Annotated in this window: 10 protein-coding genes; 6 read left to right on the top strand and 4 right to left on the bottom strand. The window is 63.8% G+C overall.

Annotated features, from left to right (window positions below):
• Positions 1 to 83 precede the first annotated feature (83 nt).
• Positions 84 to 12,962, bottom strand: a complete 12,879-nt coding sequence (locus BM026_RS17440; RefSeq protein WP_093529536.1) for a non-ribosomal peptide synthetase — start codon at positions 12,960 to 12,962, stop codon at positions 84 to 86.
• 53 nt (positions 12,963 to 13,015) lie between these two features.
• Positions 13,016 to 13,768 carry a thioesterase II family protein gene (locus tag BM026_RS17435; protein WP_092243108.1) on the bottom strand — a complete coding sequence of 251 codons (753 nt, stop codon included), beginning with the start codon at positions 13,766 to 13,768 and terminating at the stop codon, positions 13,016 to 13,018.
• A 289-nt stretch (positions 13,769 to 14,057) separates the two neighbouring features.
• Here BM026_RS17435 and BM026_RS17430 point away from each other — a divergent pair, with 289 nt between their 5' ends.
• A complete protein-coding gene (locus tag BM026_RS17430) occupies positions 14,058 to 14,609 on the top strand; it encodes an RNA polymerase factor sigma-70 (protein ID WP_005789991.1) in 552 nt (183 codons plus the stop codon).
• Between the two features lie 18 nt (positions 14,610 to 14,627).
• Here BM026_RS17430 and BM026_RS17425 read toward each other — a convergent pair whose 3' ends face one another.
• The gene (locus BM026_RS17425) at positions 14,628 to 15,416 is read right to left on the bottom strand and encodes a substrate-binding periplasmic protein (protein ID WP_071489789.1); all 789 of its coding nucleotides are present in this window, start codon (positions 15,414 to 15,416) and stop codon (positions 14,628 to 14,630) included.
• A gap of 94 nt (positions 15,417 to 15,510) precedes the next feature.
• Positions 15,511 to 16,134: a TetR/AcrR family transcriptional regulator gene (locus BM026_RS17420; RefSeq protein ID WP_071489790.1), complete on the bottom strand. Its 624-nt coding sequence runs from the start codon at positions 16,132 to 16,134 to the stop codon at positions 15,511 to 15,513.
• 153 nt (positions 16,135 to 16,287) lie between these two features.
• Here BM026_RS17420 and BM026_RS17415 point away from each other — a divergent pair, with 153 nt between their 5' ends.
• From BM026_RS17415 to BM026_RS17395, 5 genes are read left to right on the top strand one after another with little or no spacing between them, the layout of a single operon-like run.
• Positions 16,288 to 18,066 (top strand): acyclic terpene utilization AtuA family protein, encoded by a 1,779-nt coding sequence (locus BM026_RS17415; protein WP_093529534.1) that lies wholly within the window; start codon positions 16,288 to 16,290, stop codon positions 18,064 to 18,066.
• A 13-nt stretch (positions 18,067 to 18,079) separates the two neighbouring features.
• Entirely contained in the window at positions 18,080 to 18,952 is an 873-nt protein-coding gene (locus tag BM026_RS17410) for an SDR family oxidoreductase (RefSeq protein WP_071489792.1), read from the top strand.
• Between the two features lie 3 nt (positions 18,953 to 18,955).
• Entirely contained in the window at positions 18,956 to 20,572 is a 1,617-nt protein-coding gene (gene atuC / locus BM026_RS17405; protein WP_093529532.1) for a geranyl-CoA carboxylase subunit beta, read from the top strand.
• Between the two features lie 17 nt (positions 20,573 to 20,589).
• The gene (gene atuD / locus BM026_RS17400) at positions 20,590 to 21,747 is read left to right on the top strand and encodes a citronellyl-CoA dehydrogenase (RefSeq protein WP_092243094.1); all 1,158 of its coding nucleotides are present in this window, start codon (positions 20,590 to 20,592) and stop codon (positions 21,745 to 21,747) included.
• On the top strand, positions 21,744 to 22,505 hold the full coding sequence (locus tag BM026_RS17395; RefSeq protein WP_093529529.1) for an enoyl-CoA hydratase/isomerase family protein: 762 nt from the start codon (positions 21,744 to 21,746) through the stop codon (positions 22,503 to 22,505). Before atuD ends, BM026_RS17395 begins: the two co-directional genes overlap by 4 nt.
• The last annotated feature ends 74 nt before the right edge of the window (positions 22,506 to 22,579 follow it).

Genomic DNA, 22,579 nt, shown 5'->3' with positions numbered 1-22,579 from the left:
GCAAGCCCCCTCCCACATTTCGAGCGCATTTCTAATGTGGGAGTGGGGCTTGCCCCCGATGAGGCCCTGACTGACAGCGAAAATTAAAGCCCCTCCAACTCCGCCATCAAATCACTCAACCGATCCACCTTCTCGGCACTGATCTCATTCGCCGCCAACTCCTCGATATACTCAGCCAACTCCGCCACCGTGCTGCACTCGAACATCGCCCGCAGCGGCACATCCCGCTGCAAGGTCTTCTGCACCCGCGAGGCAATCTGCGTCGCCAGCAACGAATGCCCGCCCAGTTCGAAGAAGTTGTCCTCTACCCCTACCCGCTCGACTTTCAGTACTTCGGCCCAGATATCAGCCAAGGTGGTTTCCAGTTCGTTGCGCGGCGCCAGGTAGTCCTGGCTGTGCAACTGGCCGATCTCCAGGGCCGGCAGGGCCTTGCGATCGAGTTTGCCGTTGGCGTTGAGCGGCAGGCGGTCAAGCCACAGCCAGTGCAGCGGCACCATGTATTCCGGCAGTTCGGCGCGCAGGCGTTGCTTGATGCGGTCCAGGCGTTCGCCTGGGTTAAGCACTGCATCCGCCGCCACCAGGTAGCCAACCAGGTGCTTGCCGTTGACGCCCTCCTGCACGCCCACCGCCGCGTCGCGCACTTCCGGCTGTTCGTGCAGGCGCGCTTCGATTTCACCCAATTCGATGCGATAGCCGCGAATCTTCACTTGATGGTCGACACGCCCGACGTACTCCAGCACGCCGTCACTGCGACGGCGCGCCAGGTCGCCGGTGCGGTACAGGCGCTCGCCCGGCGCACCGAACGGGTTCGGCACAAACACCGGGGCGGTGCGCAGCGGGTCACTGACGTAACCGCGACCTACGCCGGTGCCGGCGACGCACAACTCACCCACAGCACCCTGGGGCACCAGCTCCAGCGCACCATCCAACAGGTACAAACGGTTGTTGTCGGTCGGTGTACCAATCGGCAGGTAAGTGCCACGGGTCGACGCCAGGTCGACACGGTAGAAGGCCACATCGTCCGAACATTCCGCCGGGCCATAGGCGTTCACCAAACCAATCTCTGGATAACGCAGCAACCACTGGTGCGCCAGCTCCGGTGGCATCGCTTCGCCGGTTGGCAGCATCCAGCGTAGGCCGTCCAACCCTATACGGTCCTGAGCCAGCATGCCCTGGATCAGTGATGGCACGCTTTCCAGCACGGTGATTCCTTGGGTCTGAACGTGTTCCAGCAGACCTTGGGGATCATGCGCGATAGTGTTCGGCACGATATCCACCCGTGCGCCAAACAGCGGCGCGGCAAGGAACTGCCACACGGAAATATCGAAGCTCTGCGACGCGGTCTGCGCGATCACATCCGCGTCACTCAAGGCCAGGTACGGCACCTTGCTCAACTGGTTATTGAGCATGCCGCGCTGCTCCACCATCACGCCCTTGGGCAAGCCGGTGGAGCCCGAGGTGTAGATGACGTAGGCGAGGTTGTCCGGGCCACTGCAGATCCCCGGGTTTTCGCCACGTGCCGGTATCTCTTCCCACACCAACAGTTGGCAGTCGAAGCCGTCCAGCAACTCGATGGCCTGCTCGCGGCACACCTCGGTGCACACCAGCAGCGGCGTGCGGCTCAGGTCGATGATGCTGCGCAGACGCTGGCTCGGCAGGCCGGGGTCCAGCGGCAGGTAGCCAGCACCGGCCTTGAAGCTGCCGATGATCATGCCCAGCAGGTCAAGGTTACGTTCGGCCAGCAACGCCACCGGTTGATCCAGGCCCACGCCGGCTTCAATCAGCGCATGACCCAGTCCGTTACTGCGCCGGTTCAGCTCTTCATAAGTCCATTGCAGGTCGAGGCAACTGGCGGCGATGCGCTGCGGATGCGCGGCCACCTGTTCTTCGAATAACTCGATATAGCTGCGCTCAAGCGGGTAGGCGTGCTCGCTCTGGTTACAACCGTCTACCAGGAACTCACGCTCCTGCTCGCCAATCAGCGGCAAGTCCGCCATGTCGCCATGGAAGCCCTGCACCAGCGCCAGCAGCAGGCGCTTGAACTCACCGAGCATGCCTTGCACGGTGGTTTCGTCGAAGTAGCGCTGGTCATAGGACAGGTGCAGCCCCAGGTCATCCCCCGGATAGCACACGGCGGTCAGCGGGAAGTTGGTGTGGGTGCGGCCGGAGTCCGAGGTGGCATTCAGGCTTTGCGCACGGTCCAGCACCGAGACTTCCACCGGGGCGTTTTCGAACACGAACAGGCTGTCGAACAGCGGCTGGCCCTTGGGCAGTTCGCTGAGTTCCTGGATCGTCACCAGCGGGAGGTATTCGTACTCGCGCAGTTGCATATTGCTGTCGAGCAAACCGCTCAGCCACTGGCGCACGCTGCAACGCTGGTCGTCCTCGGGCAGCTTCACCCGCAGCGCGATGCTGTTGATGAACAGGCCAACGGTGCGTTGCATCTCGGGCATCTCTACCGGGCGCCCGGCCACGGTGACGCCAAACAGCACGTCACGGTCGCCACTTAAACGGCGCAATACCAGCGCCCACGCTGCCTGGGCGAAGGTATTGACCGTCAGTTGGTGAGCCTGGGCCAGCTCACGCAATTGTGCACCGTCGCGAGCGTCGAGGCGGGTGTAACAGTCGCCCACCACCATGCCACCGTGGCCGGCGTGGTCACGCAGGAACGGCCGGTCACTCGGGATTGGTGTGGTGCGCTCGAAGCCTTGCAGGTTCCGCTGCCACCACTGGCGTGCTTCGCTCAGGTTCTGGCGTTGCAGCCAGGCGATGTAATCGCGATAACGCGGCGGCGTGGCCAGTTGCGGGGCGCAGCTTTCGCCCAGGGCCATGTAGATTTCGAAGAAATCATTCATCAGCAACGAACGGCACCACGCATCGATGAGGATGTGGTGGTTGCTCATCATGAACCAGTAGCGCTCGGCGCCGACGCGGATCAGCCGCAGGTGGAAGGGCGCCTGGTTGAGCAGATCGAAACCGGCCTCGCGCTCCTGCTTGAGCAGTGCTTGCAGGCGCGGTTCCTGTTCGCTTTCCGGGTCGTTGCTCCAGTCCAGGTACTCAATCGGCGTGCTGCCCGGTGTGTGGATCACTTGCAGCATGTCTTCGCCGATGTTCCAGCAGAACGACGCACGCAGGGCTTCGTGGCGAGCGATCACCGCCTGCCAGGCCTGGGCGAAACGCTCGGGGTCGAGGGCGCTGTTGATGCGGTAGCGGTCCTGCATGTAGTAGAGGCCGGTGCCCGGCTCCAGCAGGGTATGCAGCAACAGGCCTTCTTGCATCGGCGTCAGCGGGTAGACGTCTTCGATGACGCTGGCGGGCACCGGCAAGCTGTCGAGCTGCGCCTGGGTCAGGTGCGCCAGCGGGAAGTCGGACGGCGTGAGGCCACCGGCGTCGTCCTGCAGGCAATGCGCGACCAAGCTTTGCAGCTCAGCGAGATAGGCATCTGCCAGTTCACGGATGCTCCGTTGATCATGGCGTTGGCGGCTGAAGGTCCAGCGCAGCACCAGTTCACCGCCGTACACCTGGCTGTCGACGCTCAACTCGTTGGGCAGCGGCGCGTCCGGGTCATGGGCCAGGCCGGCGGACTCGTCCAGCGGGTGGAACAGCGCATCGGCGCCGAAGCTCTGGTCGAACTGCCCCAGGTAGTTGAAGGTGATCTGCGCGCCGGGCAAGGCAGCCACGCTGTGTTTGCACAGATCATCGGCCAGGTAGCGCAACACGCCATAACCCAGGCCCTTATGCGGCACGCCGCGCAGTTGTTCCTTGATCGCCTTGATCGAATCGCCCTGCCCGGCGTGCGGGGTCAGGCGCAGCGGGTAGGCGCTGGTGAACCAGCCGACGCTGCGGGTCAGGTCGATATCATCGAACAGGGTTTCACGGCCGTGGCCTTCCAGTTGGATCAGTGCCGAAGCATGACCAGTCCAACGACACAGCACACGGGCCAGGGCGGTCAGCAACAGGTCGTTGACCTGGGTGCGGTAGGCGCTCGGGGCCTGTTGCAGCAACTGGCGGGTGTGCTCGGCATCCAGGCGCACACTGACGGTGTCGGCATCGCGATTGCGCCGTGAACCGTGCGGGCGAGTCACCGGCAACCCCACTTCCGGTCCGGCCAATCGGGCCTGCCAGAGGCTCAATTCTTCGCGCAGGGATTCGTTGCCGGCATACGCCTGCAAACGCGCAGACCAGTCACGCAGCGCGCTGGTCTTGGCCGGCAGGCTGACGGAGCGGCCGTCGCTCAGTTGGCGGTAGACCGTTTGCAGGTCTTCGAGCAGGATGCGCCAGGACACGCCATCCACCACCAGGTGATGGATCGCGATCAGCAGGCGTTGTTGCCCTTGGGGGCCGTCCACCAGCAAGGCGCGCAGCAGCGGGCCGCGTTGCAGGTCGAGGCTGCGCTGGGTGTCGGTGAACAGCGCGGTGCACTGCGCCATATCACGCACTTGCGCCTGCATCAGCACGCCACCTTCCGGCACGGCCAGATGCTCGGCGTGCCACTGTGCATCGCGCTGGGAAAAGCTCAGGCGCAGCGCATCGTGGTGTTCCAGCACCGCCAGCAGTGCTTGCTCCAGGCGATGAGGGTCCAGCAGTTGCAAGGGTTTGAGGACCAGCGCCTGGTTCCAGTGTTGACGGTTCGGGATCTCGGTGTCGAAGAACCAGTGCTGGATCGGGGTAAGGCCCGAGCGGCCGGTGAGCACGCCTTGCTCGGCGCAGATGAGCTCGGAGCGCGTGGCAACGGCGGCCAGGGTTTGCACGGTCTGGTGCTGGAACAGGTCGCGAGGGCTGAAATGAATCCCGGCCTGCCGCGCACGGCTGACCACCTGGATCGACAGGATCGAATCACCGCCCAGTTCAAAGAAGTTATCGTCCAGGCCGACTTGCTGCACATTCAGCACGGCGCACCAGATCGCTGCCAACGTCTGTTCAAGCTCGTTGCGTGGCGCAACATAGGTCTGGCGATTCGCCTCGGGATCCGGCTGCGGTAACGCACGACGGTCGAGTTTGCCGTTGGCGGTCAACGGCATGCTGTCAAGCACGATCAGGTGCGCGGGCACCATGTAGTCCGGCAGTTGCGCCTTGAGGTGCGCCTTGAGCGCATCGCGCAATGCGTGGTGCTCGACATCGCTGACCAGGTAAGCCACCAGCTGTTTGCCACTCGGCGAATCCAGCGCCAGCACCACTGCTTCACGCACGGACTCGTGCTCCAGCAGGCGGGTTTCGATTTCGCCCAATTCGATACGGAAACCGCGAACCTTCACCTGATGGTCGATCCGTCCCAGGTACTCCACCAGGCCATCGGCGCGTTGGCGCACCAGGTCGCCGGTGCGGTAAAGGCGCCCGCCGTTACGCGCAAAGGGATCGGCCACGAACCGTTCGGCGGTCATGCCCGGACGCTCGTGATAACCCCGCGCCAGGCCCGCACCACCGACATACAACTCGCCGGTCGCCCCTTGCGGCACCAGGGCCAGGTCGGCATCGAGAATGTACGCCACACGGTCGCCGATGATGCTGCCGATCGGCACGCTGGCGGCGCCCTCCTCCAACTGCTCCGGTGCAAGGCTGGCCAGCGGCATCACCACGGTTTCAGTCGGGCCATAGGCGTTGAAGAACACCTGCGGCTGGAACGCCGCGCGAATGCGCTGCAAGTGTTCGCCGGTCAGGGCTTCGCCGCCGGTGATGCACATGCGCACCGGCAAGGTCTGCTGCTGAGTCGCCAACCACTGCGCCAACTGGCTGCCGTAGCTCGGGGTGAAGCCCAGGATGTTGATGCCATGGGTGCGGATCAATCCGCAGATTGCCTCGGCATCCCACTGGCCCTGGGCACGCAACACCACCTGCGCACCGCTGAGCAACGGCACCAGCAGGCGCTCAGTGGCGGCGTCAAAGTTGATCGAATAGAAGTGCAGCTCGCAATCGTCCGGGCGCATGCCAAACCGCTCGATCACCGCCGCGCAATGCATGGCAATTTCACCGTGGGCCACCACCACGCCCTTGGGCTTGCCGGTGGAGCCGGAGGTGTAGATCAAGTACGCCTGGTGTTGCGGCAGGCTGATAAACGGCAGCTCATCGGTCGGGTAGTTGGCGAGTACCGGCAAATCATCTTCCAGGCACCAGCACGCCACGCTCGCCGGCAATTCGCCAAGGGCTTCGAACATCGCCGCATCGCTGAGCAGCAGGCCGATGCCGCTGTCTTCGATCATGTAGTGCAGGCGGTCCAGCGGGTATTCCGGGTCCAGCGGCACGTAGGCGCCGCCGGCCTTGAGGATCGCCAGCAGGCCGATGACCATTTCCAGCGAACGCGGCAACGCCAGGCCGACCCGCACCTGCGGGCCGACGCCACGCTCGCGCAGCATCCAGGCCAGGCGATTGGCGCGGGCGTCCAGTTCGCGGTAGCTGAGGGTAACGCCGGCGAAGGTCAGCGCGGGCGCATCGCCACGGGCTTTCGCCTGCTGGCTGAACAGCGTGTGAATGCACTGATCAAGGCGATGTTCACCGGCTTCGACGCCCAGGCTGTCCTGTAGCGCGCGCTGTTCCGTAGCACTGAGCAACGGCAATTCGCTCAGACGCTGCTCGGGATTGGCGATCAACGCTTCCAACAGGTTGCGCCAATGCTCGGCCATGCGGGCGATGCGTGGCTCATCAAACAAATCGGTGCTGTAGGTCAGGCAGCAACCCAGGCGATGGTCGAGGTCGGTGACTTCCAGGTTGAGGTCGAACTTGGTCGCGCGGGCATCGTTGGCCAGGTACTCGACGGTCATGCCAGCCAGTTGGCGGCTCTGCTGGAATTCCCAGCGCTGCACGTTGCACATCACCTGGAACAGCGGGTTGTAGGCCGCGCTGCGCGGCGGTTGCAGGGCTTCCACCAAGTGGTCGAAGGGCAAGTCCTGATGGGACTGGCCTTCGATCACGGTGTGGCGCACCTGTTCGAACAGCTCAGCCACGTTCATCTGCCCGTTGAGCTGGCAACGCAGCACCTGGGTATTGAGGAACGCGCCGATCAGCCCTTCGCTTTCCGGGCGAATACGGTTGGCCACGGGCGCACCGATGCGCAGGTCGGTCTGGCCGCTGTAGCGGTAGAGCAACACGGCCAGGGTGGCGGTCATGGTCATGAACAGGGTCAGGCCGTGTTCGGCGTTGAAGGCACGCACGCGGGCGGCGAGGTCATCGCTCAAATCGAAGCGGTACAACTCGCCCCGATGGCTTTGCACCGGTGGGCGTGGGCGGTCGCCAGGCAGTTCGAGCAGCGGATGTTCGGTGCCCAGTTGCCGAGTCCAGTAATCCAACTGGCGCTGACGTTCACCCGCTTCCATCCACTGGCGCTGCCACACGCTGTAGTCCAGGTATTGCACCGGCAACGGCGCCAGTGGCGACAGGCGTTCGTCGAGAAAGGCTTCGTACAACGCGCTGAGTTCACGGGCAAAGATGTCCATGGCCCAGCCTTCGGTGACGATATGGTGCAGGGTCAGCACCAGGTAATGCTCACGCTCGGCGGCCTTGACCAGGCAGGCGCGCAGCAACGGCCCGGTTTCCAGGTTGAACGGCGTATGCGCCTCGTGATCGGCCAGTTGCTGCAAGCGTTGCTGGCGTTCGGGTTCGGCCAGCGCGGAGAAGTCCTGCCAGTCCATGCGCAAGCCGGTCTGTGCCGAGACCTTCTGACAGGCCACACCGTCGACGCTCGGGAAGGTGGTGCGCAGGGTTTCGTGACGCATGATCAGCGCTTGCAACGCCGCCTCGAAACGCCCGACATCCAGCACGCCACGCAGGCGCGCCATGCCACCGACGTTGTAGGCCGGGCTGTCCGGTTCCATCTGCCAGAGGAACCACATGCGCTGCTGGGAATAGGACAACGGCACCGGCCGGCTACGGTCGACCTTGGCGATGGCGGTTTGTTGGTTGCGTTGGCCCGAGGCCTGGATCAGCCCGATCTGTTCGGCGAAAGCGCCCAACTCGCTGGCTTCGAACAAGGTGCGCAACGGCAGCTCGACATCACAGGCCTGGCGGGTGCGGGAGATGATTTGCGTAGCCAGCAGGGAGTGACCGCCCAGGGCGAAGAAGTCATCATGCAGGCCGATTGTCGGCAGCCCGAGGACCTCGCGCCAGATTGCAGCGATCTGCTGTTGCAACGGCGTTTCGGGTTCGACGTGCTCACGGGTTTGCCACACCGGCTCCGGCAATGCGCGGCGGTCCAACTTGCCACTGGGGCTCAACGGCATGGCGTCCAGGCGCATCAACAGCGCGGGCACCATGTACTCCGGCAGTTCGGCGGCCAGGGCGGTCCTGACCTGCTGTTCGTCCAGTTCGGCATGGGCGGTGTAGTAACCGAGCAACTGGGCGTCACGCACCAGCACCACGGCCTGGGCGATGCCTTCCAGGGCGAGCAGGCGCGCTTCGATTTCCTCCGGTTCCACGCGGAAGCCGCGCAGCTTGACCTGCTGATCGAGACGGCCAAAGTACTCGAGCACACCGTCGGCGTTCCACCGGGCACGGTCGCCGGTGCGATACAGGCGTGTGCCTTGGTGGTCGGCAACAAAGCGTTCAGCGGTCAACCCAGGGCGACCGAGGTAACCCCGCGCCAGGCCAATCCCGCCGATGCACAGCTCACCCGGCACGCCCAGCGGCACCGGGTTGAGCTGCTCGTCCAGCACGCGGCAGATCACATTGCCCAGCGGACGGCCAATCGGCGAGCGCTCGCCATCCTCGGCGCGGCAGTGCCAGTGGGTCACGTTGATCGCGGTTTCGGTCGGGCCATAGCGGTTGTGCAATTGCACCGCCGGCAACTGCGCCAGCACGCGATTACGCAGCTCGGCAGGCAAGGCTTCGCCACCGGAGAACAGGCGGCGCAGGCTGGTGCATTCGGCCACCTGCGGCTCATCGATAAACAGCTGCAACAGCGGCGGCACAAAGTGCAGCGTGGTCACGCCATGCTCCTGCACCAACTGCGCGATGCGATGCGGATCGCGATGCTCACCGGGGCCGGCCAGCACCAGGCGGCAACCGCTGATCAGCGGCCAGAAGCATTCCCACACTGACACGTCGAAACTGATCGGCGCCTTTTGCATCAGTACATCGGTGGCGTCGAGTTGATAAGTGGCCTGCATCCACTGCAAGCGCTCGGCCAGCGCCGCATGGGTATTGCCCACACCCTTGGGCTGACCGGTGGAACCGGAGGTGTAGATCACGTAGGCGAGGTTATCGCCGTGCAGGTGCAGGCCGGGCGGCTGGGTGGGCCAGCTGTCGAGGTGCAGGCTGTCCATCGCAATCACGCACACGCCGTCAGCGCTCGGCACCCGCTCCAGCAATGCAGTCTGGGTCAGCAGCAGGTGGACGCCGCTGTCCTTGAGCATGTAGGCCAGGCGTTCGGCGGGGTAGTCCGGGTCCAGGGGGACGTAGGCGCCACCGGCCTTGATGATCGCCAGCAGGCCGATCAGCAGTTGCGGCGAACGCTCGGCGGCGATGGCCACGCACACGTCCGGACCCACGCCTTTATCGCGCAGGTAGTGGGCCAGGCGGTTGGCCTGGGTGTGCAATTGGGCGAAGGTCAGGCTGCCGCCGTCCCAGACCAGCGCGGTGCTGTCCGAGGTCTGCTGGTTGAGCAGATCGGGCAGCCACTGTTGGGCGGGCGCGCAAGGGGCTTGGCTGTATGGCGCCTGTTCGTCGTGCTGCATCAGCATGAGGTCGCCGATGGCTTGCCGGGGCTGTTCGCAGACGGCATGCAGCAGGTTGATGTAGTGCTCGGCCAGGCGCTGGATGGTCGCGTTTTCGAACAGTTCATCGGCGTAGTCGAACGACAGGCTCAGGCGTCCGTTGCGGTCTTCTTCGGTGTGCAATTGCAGGTCGAACTTGGCTTCGCGGCTATGCCACGGCAGCTCGTCGGCGAGTATGCCCGGCAGGCGACGCAAGGCGCTGAGGTCGCGTTGCTGGTGGTTGAACATGACTTGGAACAGGCCCTGTTCGCGGGCTTGCGGGAAAGCTTCCAACAGTTGCTCGAAGGGCAGGTCCTGATGGGCTTGGGCGCCCAATGCCGTTTGGCGTGTCGCGGCCAATAGCTCGTTGAACGGCAGGCGCCCATCTAGCTCGGCACGCAACACGAGGGTGTTGATGAAGAAGCCGACCAGGCCTTGGGTTTCCTGGCGCGGGCGGTTGGCGTTGGGCACGCCGATGCGGATATCGCGCTGGCCGCTGTAGCGATGCAGCAGGCTTTGGAATGCCGCCAACAGCAGCATGAATGGGGTGGACTCGTTGGCCTGGGCGGCGTGGCGAATCGCTTTGCTGAGGCTGGCGCCAAGCCGCACGGTGTGGCGTGAGGCACTGTGACAGTGGTGTACCGAGCGCGGGTGGTCGGTCGCCAGGCTGAGGGTGGGATGCTCTTCACCCAATTGCGCTTTCCAGTACGCCAGTTGGCGCTGGCCTTCACCTTCGGCCAGCCATTGGCGCTGCCAACTGCCGTAGTCGGCGTATTGCAGGGCCAGGGGCGGCAGTTCCAGGGTCTGGCCTTGGGCGGCGGCGGCGTAGAGGCGCGAGAATTCGTCGATCAAAATGTTGAGCGACCAGCCGTCGGCGATGATGTGGTGCAGGGTCACCAGCAGTTGGTGATCTTCATCGTCGAGGCGCACCAGGGTCACCCACAGCAGCGGGCCTTTTTCCAGGTCGAACTGGGTGCGCGCTTCGTCTTCGCGGATCTGTTGCGCACGGGCTTCGCGCTCGGCAACGGGCAGGTCGCTGAGGTCGATGACTTGCAGTTCGAAATCCGCTTTGGCGTCGACACGCTGGAAAGCCTGGCCGTCGCGCTCATAGAAGCGCGTACGCAGGGCTTCGTGGCGCTGGATCAACTGCTGGAAGCTGGCGCGCACCGCGTCTTCGTCCAACTCGCCGCGCAGGCGCAGGGCACCGGGGATGGTGTAGGCGCTGCTGTGCGGCTCCAGTTGCCAGGTGATCCACAGGCGGTTCTGTGCCAGGGATTGGGGCAGTTCCTCCTGACGGGACAGCTTGTGGATTACACCTTGGGCGACGCCGCCATCCTGCTGCAATTGCGCGACAGTCGCGGCAAAGCCTTGCAGGGTCGGCGCTTCGAACAGCAGGCGCAGGCTCAACTCCAGGCCGAGGGTTTCACGCAGGCGCGCGACCACTTGGGTGGCAGTGATGGAGTTGCCGCCGAGCAGGAAGAAGTGGTCATCGGCCGCAACGGTCGCGACCTGCAACTGTTCGCACCAGATCGCGGCGATCTGGTTTTGCAGGTCGGACTCCAGCGCTCCGGTGCTCACCTGCGCTTGCAGATCGGGGAACTGCGCATAGCTGTCGAGGCTGCCGTCCCTGTGACGAAGCGCACACGCCGCGCGTTGCACCTTGCCGCTGGAAGTCTTCGGCAAGGCACCGGGATTGAGTAACACCACCACGCTCGGCGCCTCTTGATAGGCCTCGGCGACGGCCTGGCGGATCGCCTTGATCAGCGCATCGGGCGGCAGGATCTTCTGCACGCTGCGGCTGATTTCGGCGGCAATGCCGATGCCTTCCAGGCCCTGATCATTCACCGCGAACGCGGCGACCCGGCCTTTGCGTACCACTTCCACTTCGCGCTCGACGGTCTGCTCGATGTCCTGCGGGTACAGGTTGTGGCCGCGCACGATCAGCAGGTCCTTGAGGCGGCCGGTGATGTACACCTCGCCGTCACGGATAAAACCCAGGTCGCCGGTGCGCAGCCAGGTACGGCCGGCATGTTGCACGAAGGTCTTGGCGGTGGCCTCGGGGTTGCGCCAGTAGCCGTGGGCGATACTCGGCCCGCTGGCCCAGAGTTCGCCGACGTGGTTATCGGGCAGTTCGGTGAGGCTGTGCGGATCGGCGATCAGCACCGCGTGTTCGGGTTGGCTGGTGCCGCAACTCATGATCGCACTGCCCTGCCCTGGCTCGGCACGGTTGGCGGCCAGGGCCTGTTCGTCGACGCGCAGCGCGGGAATGCCATGGCCACGGCTACCGCCGGCGACGAACAGGGTCGCCTCGGCCAGGCCGTAGGAGGCGAAGAAATTGTTCGGGGTGAAACCACAGGTGGCGAACTTTTCGGCGAAGCGTTCCAGCGTGTCGAGGCGGATCGGTTCGGACCCGGAATAGGCCACGCGCCATTTGCTCAGGTCCAGGCGGTCCAGGGCCGATTCACTGACCCGCTCACTGCACAGGCGATAGGCGAAATCCGGCCCGCCACTGATGGTTCCGCCGTATTCGCTGATCGCTTCCAGCCAGCGTAACGGCCGGCCGAGAAAGTAGGCCGGCGACATCAGCACGCACGGTACGCCACTGAAGATCGGTTGCAACAGGCCGCCGATCAGGCCCATGTCGTGGTACAGCGGCAGCCAGCTGACGATCACGTCGTCGGGGTTGAGGTCGATGCCGAAACCGCGCCGGATCAGCACTTCGTTGGCCACCAGGTTGCCGTGGCTGACTTGCACGCCCTTGGGCAGCGCAGTGGAGCCGGAGGTGTATTGCAGGAAGGCGATATCGTCCGGGTGCAGGTCAGGGCCGACCCAATTGCCGACACCTTCCAGGCTATCGACGCTTAATACCGGCGGTGCATTTTCGATCTGCGCCAGGCCATCGGCGAGACTGGCGATGGTCAGCAACAGGCGCGGCTCGGCATCGCCGATGATCGACAGCAGACGCTCTTGATGATGGCGCCGGGTGGACTCCGGCGGATAAGCCGGCACCGCGATCACCCCCGCGTACAGGCAACCAAAGAACGCCGCGACGTAGTCCGGGCCGCTGGGGAACAACAGCACCGCACGATCGCCCAGCTCGGCATTGGCCTGCAAGGCAGCGGCGATGGTGCGGGCGCGCTGGTCGAGGTCGCGATAACTGAGCACAACGCTGTGCTCGGCGGATTCGGCGAGGAAGCGCAAGGCGACCTGGTCCGGGGTCTGCGCGGCGCGACGTTGAAGGGACTGGACCAGGGTGCGGGGAAGTTCGAAGGCGTCCATCATGGGGTTCCTGCCTGAAATCGGCTTACGGGAAATTCAAGAATTCGGGGGTTTGTTCAGCCGACGGCGAGTGGCCGCGCCGCGCCATTGCGCCAGCGGGCCAGGTGTTCGTCGGCGTAGCGCCGCACGCAACGCAGCACCGCGCTTTCGTGTTGCACGAGGAAGAAGTGGTGACCGTCGAACATGTCCAGGGAAAAGCCGCTGGCGGCGTCGAGTTGCCAGTCGAGCAACTGGTCGGCGCGCACACTGTCCTGCTTGCCGCCGAACACATGGATCGGCATGCCCAGCGGTGCACGTTCGCCGTAGGTGAAACTGCCGCACAGCAGGAAATCGGCGCGCAGGATCGGCAGCATCAACTGCATCAATTCGGGGTTGGCCAGGGCTTCTTCGGTGGTGCCTTGCAGTTCGCGCAGGCGGGCGATCAGTTGTTCGTCGGTCTTTTCGATGGCGTATTCGCTGACATCACGCCGGGCTGGCCCGGCTGTGCCGGAGGCGAACAAGGCGAGCGGCGCGGGCACACCGCGAGCGTTCAAGGCGTGCGCCAGCTCAAAGGCGAGCAGACCGCCAAGGCTGTGGCCGAACAGGGCATAGGGGCCGTTCAAGTCGCGGCTGATTTCATCGGCGAGCTGCGCAGCCAAGGCCTTGATATCGCGTTGCAACGGCTCGTCCATGCGCATGCCACGGCCGGGCAATTCCAGCGGGCAGACCTGCAACCACTCTGGCAGGGCCCGGCGCCAACGCGCATAAACCATGGCACTGGCGCCCGAATAGGGCAGGCAGAACAGGCGCAGTCGAGTCGGCGTACTCATCAGGCGACGACTCCAGACCGATACACGCCGCTTGCACGATAGAAACCCATGTCGTCCTCCTCCTTGGTCGTTTTACTAACGGACCTGTCACCCAGAAGAACGGACGGCACCGGCAAATAATTAGTCGCCAGGGACGCGCGAGACGTGGTTCACACCAAACGAGAAAGCATAAGATTAGTTCGCCTTCTCATTTGACAATCATTATCATTCAGCATAATTTGTTGCCCGATGTGTAGGAGGCCCCGGCACGGACGCCCTCCCCTAACCTATTGGCAGTAAGGTGATTTCCATGACGGAACAAGTATCCACAGGCAGGTGCGACTCACCGCTTCTCCAGGCATTCGTCGATAATCGGCTGATTCTGGTGAAGATCGCGGCACGCATTACCGGCTGCCGCTCCCGCGCCGAGGACGTGGTGCAGGACGCCTACTTCCGGCTGCAATCGGCGCCGACAATCACGTCTTCGTTCAAGGCGCAATTGAGTTATCTGTTCCAGATCGTGCGCAACCTGGCGATCGATCACTACCGCAAGCAGGCCCTGGAGCTCAAATACTCCGGGACGGAAGAGGAAGGCTTGAATGTGGTTATTCACGGCGCTTCACCGGAAACCTCGCACATCAACTTCAACACCCTGGAAAACATCGCCGACGCCCTGACCGAGTTGCCCCAGCGCACCCGCTATGCGTTCGAGATGTACCGCCTGCACGGCGTGCCGCAAAAGGACATCGCCAAGGAGCTGGGCGTGTCGCCGACCCTGGTGAACTTCATGATCCGTGATGCGCTGGTGCACTGCCGCAAGGTGTCGGGCAGCCATAGCGATACGTTTGCGCGCAGGGTGTGATGCCGCACCGGTGGTGCCTCAGGGCACCGCCATCACATCAATGCGATACGGCTCGAAAATCTTCAGCATCTCGCCATCGTCGCGCAAGCGCTTGAGCAACGCGGCAAACGCGTCCCCCGTGATCGGCGCCTTCGGGCGCAGCAATGCGAAGTGGTGATAGACCTGGTCAATGCGCTCCGAGACCAGGAACTGCCCCGCCATTTGCGCATTGCGCACCATGAAATCACTCAGGTACGAGCGCGTCACCAAGGCAATATCGGCACGCCCGCGCGCGACCATCAGCAGGTTGCTGTCATGGGAGTAAGTCAACGTGGCGTTGAAGTGCTCGGCCATGTACTTGGGGTCGGGGTTGAAGTTGGCGAAGGCGTAGTGATAACCGCTGAACACGGCCAGGCGTTTGCCGTTGAGGTCGGCGAAATAACTTTGGTCACGACCGGGCTCACGCTGGGCGACGAAGATTTCCGCATCTTCCAGGCCCATGTCGACGCTGGTGTGGGGAATGTTCTGCCAGCCCCAATCGGGATTTTCGAAGATCGCCATATCCACACGGCCCTGCTCGAAATCACGAAAGCGTCGGGGGATGGAGGTGGGCACCAACACAAACTGGTAATCGGTTTGCGCGGCGTTCAGGGCTTCGACCAGTTGCGGCAGCAAACCGGTGTCGGCGCCCTGCTCCGGCCGTACGGTGTAGGGTGGGAAATGCGCCGCGCCGATGCGTACCAACTGCGCAGCCGAAGCTGGCATCCACCACGCGGTGCCCAGTGCCCAAAAGGTAAGTCCTGCAGCCAGCCGCCATGGCGAAAACATCAAGGCACACACCGTTCAAAAACGCTCATGGCGATAAGCTAGGCGTTTTTGTCTGGAGAGACAACTTTCCAGCGGTAAATTAATAGCTTGCGCCTCAGTCGGCCTTCAAAACCATCAACAGGGCCTCTTCGGCCAACTGCTCAAGTGTCAGGCTGCCCTCGGCGCGAAACCAGGTGGTGGTCCAGGACAGCGCGCCGGTGAGGAAACGCCGCGTGATGAATACATCACCACGAATGTAGCCCGCGTCCTTGGCCTCCCCCAGCACTTGCAGCCAGAGCGCCTCGTACACGTCGCGCAGTGCCAGCACCTGGGCCTGGCCTTCGGCCGACAACGAACGCCACTCGTACACCAGCACCGCCATGGCCTCGCCGCTGCCGCCCATGATCGACTGCAATTCGCAGCGGATCAGCGCCAGCACGCGTTCGCGCACGTTGCTCGCCTCTTCCAGCGAAGCGCGCATCATCGCCGTGTTGTAGTGGATGGTTTCTTCCATCACTGCCCGCAGGATCTCGTCCTTGCTCTTGAAGTGATGAAAGATGCTGCCGGACTGGATGCCCACGGCGCTGGCCAGGTCGCGCACGGTGGTACGTTCGAAGCCCTTGTTGCGAAACAGATGGGCCGCGGTTTGCAGCAGCTTGCCCCGGGCGCTGTCGGGGTCGGTCAATTGGCCGCCATCGACCATGGTGCGCATGACCCGCAGGGCTTTGTGCTCATCCATGCCTCTCTCCTCTACTTCCACGGACGTCTTGGCCCGCAATTTAGGCCGTGGCGGCCACCCAAGCAAGCGCTTGGCTGAATCTTGTATCCGCAGTTTACAAACCAAGCGCTTGCTTGGTAGTCTCGACCCCAGCCATTCGAGGAAGGATTTCTCATGAGCAAGACGGTTCGTATCGGCTGTGCCAGCGCCTTCTGGGGCGACACCTGCACCGCCGCCGCCCAACTGGTGCAAGGCGGCAAGCTGGATTACCTGGTGTTCGACTACCTGGCGGAAGTCACGATGTCGATCCTGGCCGGTGCGCGGATGAAAGATCCCCAGGCCGGCTACGCCACGGATTTCGTCGACGTGCTCACGCCGCTGCTGGCGGATATCCAGCACCAGAGCATTCGCGTGATCAGCAACGCCGGTGGCATCAACCCCCAGGCCTGCGCCGCCGCCCTGCAAGCCGCCTGCGACAAGGCCGGTATCTCCCTTAAAATCGCCGTGCTGCTGGGCGACGACCTGCAACCCCAGCTCAAACACCTGCACGGCATCACCGACATGTTCAACGGTGCGCCGTTGCCGCCGCTGTGCGTGTCCGCCAACGCCTACCTGGGCGCGCCGGGCATCACCCAGGCGCTGAAGCTGGGCGCGGATATCGTCATCACCGGCCGCGTGGTGGACAGCGCAGTAGTCAGCGCGGCGCTGGTGCATGAATTCGACTGGTCCTGGCAGGATTACGACCGCCTCGCCCAGGCCGCACTGGCCGGGCATATCATCGAATGCGGCGCGCAGTGCACCGGCGGTAACTTCACCGATTGGCGCGACGTGCCGGACTACGAGCACATCGGCTTTCCCATCGTCGACGTCAGCGCCGACGGCCAATTCACCGTCAACAAGGTCGACGGTACAGGCGGGCTGATCAGCGAACTCAGCGTCGCCGAGCAACTGCTGTATGAAATCGGCGACCCGCATGCCTACCTGTTGCCCGATGTGATCTGCGACTTCAGCCAGGTCAAATTGCAGCAGCAAGGCAAACACCAGGTACGCCTGCACGGCGCCAAGGGCTTGCCGCCCACCGATCAATACAAGGTCAGCGCCACTTACCCGGACGGTTTTCGCTGCACCGCCAGTTGCCTGATCGCCGGCATCGATGCGGTCGCCAAGGCCGAGCGGGTCAGCCAGGCGATCATCAACAAGACCTCGGAGCTGTTCAGCCAGCGCGGCTGGGCGCCTTACACCGAAGTGAATATCGAACTGCTCGGCAGCGAAGCCACCTACGGCGCCCACGCCAGGCGCCAGGACTGTCGCGAAGTGGTGGTGAAACTGGCGGTGCGCCACCCCAACAAACAAGCACTGGTGCTGTTCGCCCGCGAGATTGCCCAGGCCGCGACCGGCATGGCACCGGGCCTGACCGGCATCGTCGGCGGACGGCCGACGGTGTACCCGTTGATCCGACTGTTTTCGTTCCTGATCGATAAAACGGCCTGTGACGGGGTGATCGACTTCCAGGGCGCACGCCACCCCTGCGCACTGCCACCTGCCGACGCCCCGCGCCTGCCCGATGCGTCCATCGATCCGCCCAAGCCACAAGGCCGCGCCGACGCCAGCGTGCCGTTGGTGAAACTGGCCGTGGCGCGCTCCGGCGACAAGGGCAACCACAGCAATATTGGCGTGATCGCCCGCCACCCCGATTACCTGCCATGGATTGCCGAAGCACTCACCCCGCAGGTGATCGTCGACTGGATGAACCACGTCCTCGACCCCGTGCACGGCCGTGTCGAGCGCTGGTATCTGCCCGGCAGCCACAGCCTCAACTTCCTGCTGGAAAACGCCCTGGGCGGCGGTGGCATCGCCAGCCTGCGCATCGACCCGCAGGGCAAAGCCTTCGCCCAGCAACTGCTGGAGATCCCGATTGCCGTGCCGCAACACATTGCTGATCAACTCGCCTAACAGGAGCATTGCCGTGGCCTTCGACTCGATCTTCAAAGCCGACCTGTTCCAGGGGCAAACCGTGATGGTCACCGGCGGCGGCAGTGGCATTGGCCGCTGCACCGCCCATGAATTGGCGGCGCTGGGTGCCCAGGTGATCCTGGTGGGACGCAAGCCGGACAAGCTGCAGAACGTCGCGGCGGAAATCGCTGAAGACGGTGGCCTCGCCCATTGGCAGGCCTGCGATATTCGCGATGAAGAGGCGGTGAAGGCACTGGTCGGCCAGGTCCTGAATGACCACGGTGCTATCCATGGCCTGGTCAACAATGCAGGCGGCCAGTACCCCTCGCCACTGGCCGCAATCAACCAGAAAGGTTTCGAAACCGTACTGCGCACCAACCTGGTCGGCGGTTTCCTGATGGCGCGGGAAGTGTTCAACCAATCCATGAGCAAGCACGGCGGCGCCATCGTCAACATGCTCGCCGACATGTGGGGCGGCATGCCCGGCATGGGTCACTCGGGTGCAGCACGTTCGGGCATGGACAACTTCACCAAGACTGCCGCCTTCGAGTGGGGCTATGCCGGCGTACGGGTCAACGCCGTGGCGCCGGGCTGGATCGCCTCCAGCGGCATGGACACCTACGAAGGCGCGTTCAAGGCGGTGATTCCCACGCTGCGCGAACATGTGCCGCTCAAGCGTATCGGCACCGAATCGGAAGTCAGCGCGGCCATCGTGTTCCTGCTCAGCCCGGCCGCTGCCTTTATCAGCGGCAGCACACTGCGTATCGACGGTGCCGCCAGCCTGGGCAGTCGCGCGTGGCCGTTGCACAAGGCGCAGGCGCCGAGCGAACCCTTCAATGGCTTCCACCGCGCCTACCTGCCCGATGTGCTCAAGGCGGGGCAATAGACCATGCCGGTGATTGAATCCCTGATCGACGCCCACAGCGCCCCATTCGCGCAAAACCGCGAGGCCATGTTGGCCGCCATCGCCCAGCTGCGGCAGTTGGAAGACACCCTGTTGAGCAAGGCACAGGACGCCAAGCCCAAGTTCGACAAGCGCGGCCAACTGCTGCCCCGCGAGCGCCTCAACCTACTGCTGGACCCCGGCGCGCCGTTCCTGGAACTGGCCAGCCTGGCCGGCTACAAGCTGCACGACGACAAGGACGGCAGCGCCGCCGGAGGCGGGTTGATCGCCGGCATCGGCTACGTCAGCGGCGTGCGCGTGCTGGTGGTGGCCAATAACAGCGCGATCAAGGGCGGCACCATTTCCCCCACCGGCCTGAAGAAATCCCTGCGCCTGCAACAGATCGCCCTGGAGAACAAACTGCCGGTGGTGACCCTCGCCGAAAGTGGCGGCGCCAACCTCAACTATGCCGCCGAGATTTTCGTCGAAGGTGCGCGCAGCTTCGCCAACCAGGCGCGCATGTCGGCCATGGGCCTGCCGCAGATCACCGTGGTGCATGGCTCGGCCACGGCCGGCGGCGCCTATCATCCGGGGCTGTCGGATTACGTGGTGGTGGTGCGCGGTCGGGCCAAACTGTTCCTCGCCGGCCCGCCGCTGCTTAAAGCCGCGACCGGCGAAGTGGCGACCGATGAAGAACTGGGCGGTGCCCAGATGCACGCACAAACCGCCGGCACCGCCGAATACCTGGCGGAAAACGATGCGGACGGCGTGCGCATCGCGCGCGAAATCGTCAGCCTGTTGCCGTGGAATGATCGCCTTCCACAGGCGCCGAAACATGCCTACGCAGAACCGCTTTACCCCATCGAAGAGCTGCTGGGCCTGATCCCGGACGACCCGAAAAAGCCCTACGACGTCCGTGAAATCCTCGCGCGACTGGCCGACGGCTCGCGCTTTCTCGACTTCAAGGGCGAATTCGACGCCCACACCGTCTGCGGCCACGTGCACATCCAGGGCCGCGCCGTGGGCGTGATCGGCAACAACGGTCCTATTACGCCGAAGGGCGCGAGCAAGGCCGCGCAATTTATCCAACTGTGCGACCAGAGCCGCACACCGCTGCTGTTCCTGCACAACACCACCGGTTTCATGGTGGGCACCGAGTCGGAACAACAAGGCGTGATCAAGCACGGCGCGAAGATGATCCAGGCCGTGGCCAACGCGCGGGTGCCTAAACTGACCATTGTGGTCGGCGGCTCCTATGGCGCGGGCAACTACGCGATGTGCGGTCGTGGCCTGGACCCGCGCTTTATCTTCGCCTGGCCCAACAGCCGCACGGCAGTGATGGGCGGTGCCCAGGCGGGCAAAGTCCTGCGGATTGTCACTGAGGCCAAGCAATTGAAGGATGGCCTGGTGCCGGATCCCAAGGTGCTGGACATGCTGGAACAGGTCACCGCACAGAAGCTCGACAGCCAGTCCACCGCGCTCTACGGCAGCGCGAACCTGTGGGATGACGGGCTGATTGACCCTCGGGATACACGGACCTTGCTCGGTTTTCTGCTGGATATCTGTCATGAGGCTGAGGTGCGGCCATTGCAGCCCAACACCTTTGGTGTGGCGCGTTTCTAATCAGGAGAACAATAAAAATGATCTTCACCCAGGAACACCAGGAACTGCGCCGCACCGTCCGCGCCTTCGTCGACCGCGAGATCAACCCCCATGTGGACGAATGGGAAAAGGCCGGGCGCTTTCCCATCCACGACATTTTCCGCAAGGCCGGCGACCTCGGCCTGCTGGGCATTTCCAAGCCGGAGAAATTCGGCGGCATGGGCCTGGACTATAGCTATTCCATTGTCGCCGCCGAGGAGTTCGGCACCATCCGTTGCGGCGGTATCCCCATGTCTATCGGCGTGCAGACCGATATGTGCACCCCCGCCCTTGCCCGCTTCGGCAGCGATGAACTGCGCGACGAATTCCTGCGCCCGGCCATCAGCGGCGAGCAGGTCGGCTGCATCGGGGTCTCGGAAACCGGCGCCGGCTCCGATGTGGCCGGGTTGAAGACCCATGCGCGCAAGGACGGCGACGACTATGTGATCAACGGCAGCAAGATGTGGATCACCAACTCACCCAGCGCCGACTTCATCTGCCTGCTGGCCAACACCTCCGACGACAAGCCGCACATCAACAAGTCGCTGATCATGGTGCCGATGAATACTCCCGGCATCAGCGTCAGCCCGCCCCTGGAAAAGCTCGGCATGCACAGCTCCGAGACCGCCCAGGTGTTCTTCGACGGCGTGCGCGTGCCGCAACGCAACCGCATCGGCCACGAAGGTGCGGGGTTCATGATGCAGATGCTGCAGTTCCAGGAAGAACGCCTGTTTGGCGCGGCCAATATGATCAAGGGCCTGGAGCATTGCATCGACAGCACCATCGAGTACTGCAAGCAGCGCCAGACCTTCGGCAAGGCGCTGATCGACAACCAGGTCATCCACTTTCGTCTCGCTGAGCTCTCCACCGAAATCGAATGCCTGCGCGCGCTGGTCTACCAGGCCACCGAGCAATACATCAAAGGCCAGGACGTGACCCGCCTGGCGTCCATGGCCAAGCTCAAGGCCGGGCGCCTGGGCCGCGAAGTCAGCGACAGTTGCCTGCAATACTGGGGCGGCATGGGCTTTATGTGGGACAACCCCGTGGCCCGCGCCTATCGCGATGTGCGGCTGGTGTCGATCGGCGGCGGCGCCGACGAAATCATGCTGGGCATCATCTGCAAGTTGATGGGCACCTTACCGGGGAAAAAACCATGAACACCTTGTTGCTCGAACTCCACAACGGTGTGCTGCACATCACCCTCAACCGGCCCGACTGCCGCAATGCGATGAGCCTGGAGATGGTCAATGAATTGCGCACGGTGCTATCGCAGTTGGACATCCAGACGCGCGCGGTAGTGATCAGCGGCGCGGGCGGACATTTCTGCGCCGGGGCGGATGTGAAGGACCTGGTCACCGCAGGCCATCAACTGCAGGCGCTGAACCGCGCGTTTGGCACCTTGCTGCAGGAAGTGCAAGCGCTGTCGCAAGTGGTAATCGTGGTGCTGCAAGGCGCGGTGCTGGGCGGTGGATTTGGGTTGGCGTGCGTGAGCGATATCGCCATCGCCGATCACCGGGCGCAATTCGGCTTGCCGGAGACCAGCCTGGGCTTGCTGCCCGCGCAGATTGCGCCGTTCGTGGTCAAGCGCATCGGGCTGACCCAGGCGCGGCGGCTGGCGCTGACAGCGGCACGGTTTGACGGGCTTGAGGCTGAGCGGCTGGGGGTGGTGCACTTTACCGAGCGCGACCCGCAGGCGTTGGCGCAGCGGTTGGATGAGGTGCTGGGGCAGGTGCTCACGTGCGCGCCGATGGCGAATGGACGGACTAAAGCGCTGTTGCTGGCCAGTGTGGATGAGCCGCTGGAGGCGGTGCTGGATCGGGGCGCGCAGTGGTTTGCCGAAGCGGTGCGCAGTGAGGAAGGGATTGAAGGAACGCAGGCGTTTGTGCAGAAAAGAAAGCCTCGGTGGTGCAAATAACGCCATCGGGGGCGTGCCCTCTCCCACAGTGTGGGAGGGGGCTTGCCCCCGATGAGGCCCGATCAAACACCCCA

Origin of the sequence: Pseudomonas sp. NFPP24 (assembly GCF_900112095.1) — a bacterium.
GTDB classification, from domain to species: domain Bacteria; phylum Pseudomonadota; class Gammaproteobacteria; order Pseudomonadales; family Pseudomonadaceae; genus Aquipseudomonas; species Aquipseudomonas extremorientalis.
The sequence above is the reverse complement of the archived record's forward strand: the minus strand, read 5'-3'. Positions and strand labels throughout refer to the sequence as shown.